The organism is Streptomyces sp. NPDC006923, assembly GCF_040635655.1.
Taxonomy (GTDB): Bacteria; Actinomycetota; Actinomycetes; order Streptomycetales; family Streptomycetaceae; genus Streptomyces.
The window spans coordinates 1-4508 of the sequence record NZ_JBEYIF010000057.1; the positions used below are offsets into that span (position 1 = coordinate 1).

Consider the following 4508-nt stretch of genomic DNA (forward strand, 5'->3'; position numbering starts at 1 on the left):
GCGGAGTTCGACACGGCCGGGATGGATGCCGAGTACTGGTATCGGAATCTGCGTGGCACGGTGGAGTTCCGGCAGGCCGTGGAAAGCCTGCTGGAGCACGGCCACGGCGTGTTTGTCGAGGCCAGCGCCCATCCTGTCCTGACCGTTCCCCTCGGCGAGACCTCAGAGGACCGCGCCCTCGTCGTTGGTTCTTTGCGCCGCGACGAGGGCGGTCTCGACCGCTTCCTCCGTTCTGTCGCAGAGTTGTATGTGCAGGGTGTTCAGGTCGACTGGTCCCCGGCACTGACCGGCGGCCGTCGGGTCGCGTTGCCGACGTACGCCTTCCAGCGTGAACGCTTCTGGCCCAAGACTCAGGAGTCACAGGGGAACGCGGTCGCGCTGGGGCTGGACGCCTCGGATCATCCGCTGCTCGGCGCAGGTGTGGAGCTCCCTGGCTCGGACGGGTTCCTGTTCACGAGCCGGCTGTCTCTGCGGTCGCATCCATGGCTGGCCGATCATGCGGTCGGCGGCTCCGTGCTGTTCCCCGGCACCGGATTTGTGGAGCTGGCGATCCAGGCCGGTGATCAGGTCGGCTGCGGCCGGATCGACGAGCTGACGCTCGAAGTCCCCCTCGTCCTGCCGGAAACCGGTGCCGTCCAGGTGCAGGTAGTTGTTGAAGCGCCCGACGAGACCGGTCGACGGCCGGTCAGCTTCCACTCATGCGGTGCCGCCGAGACCGATTGGATCCGGCACGCGGTCGGCATGCTCGACGGGGGAGGGCAGACTCAGAACGCCGAGAACGCCGCCTGGCCGCCCGCCGGTGCCGAGCCGCTGGACCTCACCGACTTCTATGACCGTCTCGCGGACGACGGTTTCTCCTATGGGCCGGTGTTCCGGGGACTCAAGTCCGCGTGGCGCGGCGGCGCGGAGATCTTCGCCGAGATCGAGGTAACCGAAGGGGCCGGTGCGTTTGGCCTGCATCCCGCGCTGCTGGACGCGGCGTTGCATGCCAGTGTGCACGCGGTGGGAAGCGGACGACTGCCGTTCTCCTGGAATGGTGTTTCGCTGTACGCCACCGGCGCCTCGGAGCTACGGGTGCGACTGACGCCCAAGGGGCCCGAGACGGTATCGGTCGTGTTGTCCGACGCGCGGGGCGGGGTGGTGGCTTCGGTTGAATCCCTGGTCCTGCGCGAGTTCGCGCCTGATGACATCGCGCAGCCCGGCGGGCCGGGCCAAGGCGGCTCACTGTTCCAGGTGCACTGGACTCCGCTCGCATCCGAGCCCGCGATGACGGACGCGGCCGACTGGAAGGCGATCGAGGCGGCCGACCTCGCCGCACTCGCCGCCGGCGACGGTCCGGTGCCGAGCAATGTGATGGTGTCGGTGGAGCCCGGACTTCCCGTCCGTACGACCACGGCCCAGGCACTCGCCCAGGCGCAGCAGTGGCTGGCGGAAGAGCGGTTCGCCGACTCCCGGCTGGTGTTCCTGACCCGGGGCGCGCGACTCGACATGGGCCAGGCGGCGGTGCAGGGGCTCATACGCTCGGCGCAGTCGGAGAATCCCGGGCGGTTTGTCCTGATCGACATTGACGATTCGCCCGCGTCCATGGATGTCCTCCCCACAGCTCTGGCCTCCGGGGAGCCCCAACTCGCCCTGCGGGAGGGGATGATACGGGCTGCCCGTATGGTGAAAGCCCCGGTTCCCGCAGAGCGGGCGGCCTCCGACTGGGACACTAACGGTACGGTGCTGATCACTGGTGGCACCGGTGGCCTTGGCGCTTCCCTGGCCGAGCATCTCGTGGCCGAACGTGGCGTACGGCACCTCCTGCTGCTCAGCCGCAGGGGCGGCGATACGGACGGCGCGGCGGAGCTGACGGCCGCACTGACCGCTCGCGGAGCCGATGTGCGGGTGATGGCCTGTGACGCGGCCGAGCGGGACGCCCTGGCGAAGGCACTGGCCTCGATCCCGGTGGCGCATCCGCTGACGGCGGTGATCCATGCGGCGGGTGTGCTGGACGACGGAGTGATCGACGCGCTGACGCCGGAGCGGTTGGACACCGTGCTGCGGCCGAAGGCCGACGCGGCCTGGCACCTGCACGAACTCACTCGTGACCTCGATCTGGCGGCGTTTGTTCTGTTCTCTTCCGCTGCCGGTGTGATCGGCACGCCGGGGCAGGCCAACTACGCCGCTGCCAACGCCGCCGTCGATGCCCTTGCCGCATACCGGCGCTCCCTGGGACTCCCGGCGCTCTCGCTGGCCTGGGGTCTGTGGGGACAGAGCAGCGCGATGACCGCACACCTGACGGACGTCGATCGTCGGCGCCTGGAACGTTCCGGGATTCCGCCGCTCTCCGACGAACAGGGCCTCGCGCTGTTCGACAGGGCCCTCGATGAGGGCTTGGACGACGTGGTCGTGGCGATGCGGCTCAGTGTGCGCGCGCTGCGGGACACCGAGATTCCGGCGGTGCTGCGGGGCCTGGTCCGTGGGCCCGCCCGCCGTCCGTCGATGGCTGGTACAGCGGCCTCGGGGCCGACGCTACGAGACCGGCTGTCGCGGCTGTCCGTGGACCTTCGCCGGGACATGGTGCTCGACGTCGTCCGCGCACAGGTCGCGTCCGTGCTCGGCCACGCGACCAGCGACACGATCGCCGCCGACCGGGCCTTCAGCGATCTCGGCTTCGACTCGCTGACGGCGGTGGAGCTGCGTAACCGCCTCAACACCGAAACAGGGCTCCGGCTGCCGGCCACACTCGTATTCGACTATCCGACGGCCTCGGGGCTGGCCGACCACCTGATCACGGAACTCGTCGGTACGGCCGAGCAGGTGGCCGTGAACACTCCGCTCACCGCGGTCGACGACGATCCGATCGCCATCGTCGGCATGGCGTGCCGATTCCCCGGTGGCATCACCTCACCGGCGGAACTCTGGGACCTGGTGTCCACGGGCGGCGACGCCATCTCGGGCTTCCCCGAGGACCGTGGCTGGGACGTCGAGTCGCTGTACGACGCCGACCCGGAGAAGGTGGGCAAGAGCTACACGCGGCAGGGCGGGTTCCTGCACCAGGCGGCCGATTTCGACCCCGGATTCTTCGGGATCTCGCCGCGTGAGGCCCTTGCCATGGACCCGCAGCAGCGACTCCTGCTGGAGATTTCGTGGGAAGCGTTCGAGCGGGCCGGTATCGACCCGGCTTCGCTGCGGGGCAGCCAGAGCGGGGTCTTCGTCGGTGCGATGTACCACGACTACGAGACCATGGCCGCCTTCCCCGACGAGCTGGAAGGCTACCTGGGCATCGGCAACGCCGGCAGTGTGATGTCAGGGCGGCTGGCGTACACCTTCGGGCTTGAGGGCCCGGCGGTGACGGTGGATACGGCGTGTTCGTCATCGCTGGTGGCCTTGCATCTGGCGGTACAAGCCCTGCGCTCGGGTGAGTGCGGCCTGGCGTTGGTCGGTGGGGTGACGGTGATGTCGACGCCGGCGACGTTCATCGACTTCAGTCGTCAGCGGGGTCTGTCGGCGGACGGGCGGTGCAAGTCGTTCGCGGAGGCGGCGGACGGTACGGGCTGGTCCGAGGGTGTGGGGATGCTGGTGGTGGAGCGTTTGTCGGAGGCGCGTCGGCTGGGTCATGAGGTGTTGGCGGTGGTGCGGGGTACGGCGGTGAATCAGGATGGTGCGTCGAATGGTCTGACGGCGCCGAATGGTCCGTCGCAGCAGCGGGTGATCCGGCAGGCGTTGGCGTCGGCGGGGTTGTCTGCCGCCGAGGTGGACGCGGTCGAGGCGCATGGTACGGGGACGACGTTGGGTGACCCGATCGAGGCGCAGGCGCTGTTGGCGACCTATGGTCAGGATCGTGACGAGCCGTTGTTGCTGGGGTCGATCAAGTCGAATATCGGTCATACGCAGGCCGCTGCGGGTGTGGCCGGTGTGATCAAGATGGTGATGGCCTTCCACCATGGTGTGCTGCCGGGGACGCTGCATGTGGATGAGCCGTCGTCGCACGTCGATTGGGAAAGCGGAGCGGTCCGACTGCTGACCGAGTCCGCCGAATGGCCCGAGGCCGACCGTCCGCGCCGGGCGGGGGTGTCGTCGTTCGGGGTGAGTGGCACCAACGCGCACGCCATTCTGGAGGCGGCGCCGCCTGCACCGGCTCAGCTCTCCACCTCGGATGATGAGCCGTCGGGTGTGGTGCCGTGGGTGGTGTCGGGCACGTCTGCGGAGGCGTTGGAGGAGCAGGCTGCTCGTCTGTTGGGGGTTGAGGGTCGTCCGGTGGATGTGGGCTTTTCCCTGGCTATGACTCGTGCGGTGTTTGAGCATCGTGCGGTGGTGGTGGGTGACCGCGAGTCTTTGGTTGCGGGTGTGAGCGCTCTCGCGGGGCGGGGTTCCGTACCGCAGGTGGTGCGGGGGGTTGTGGGGTCTCGGGGGAAGGTGGTGTTTGTTTTCCCGGGGCAGGGGTCGCAGTGGTTGGGGATGGCGCGGGAGTTGATGGATGCGTCTCCGGTGTTCGCGGAGTCGATGCGTGAGTGTGCGGCGGC

At 68.7% G+C, this 4508-nt stretch carries 1 protein-coding gene; it reads left to right on the forward strand.

Annotated elements, in window-relative coordinates; translation table 11 throughout:
- Positions 1 to 4508, forward strand: a 4508-nt coding sequence (locus tag ABZ707_RS33295; RefSeq protein WP_360182641.1) for a type I polyketide synthase, incomplete at both ends; no start/stop codon positions are given.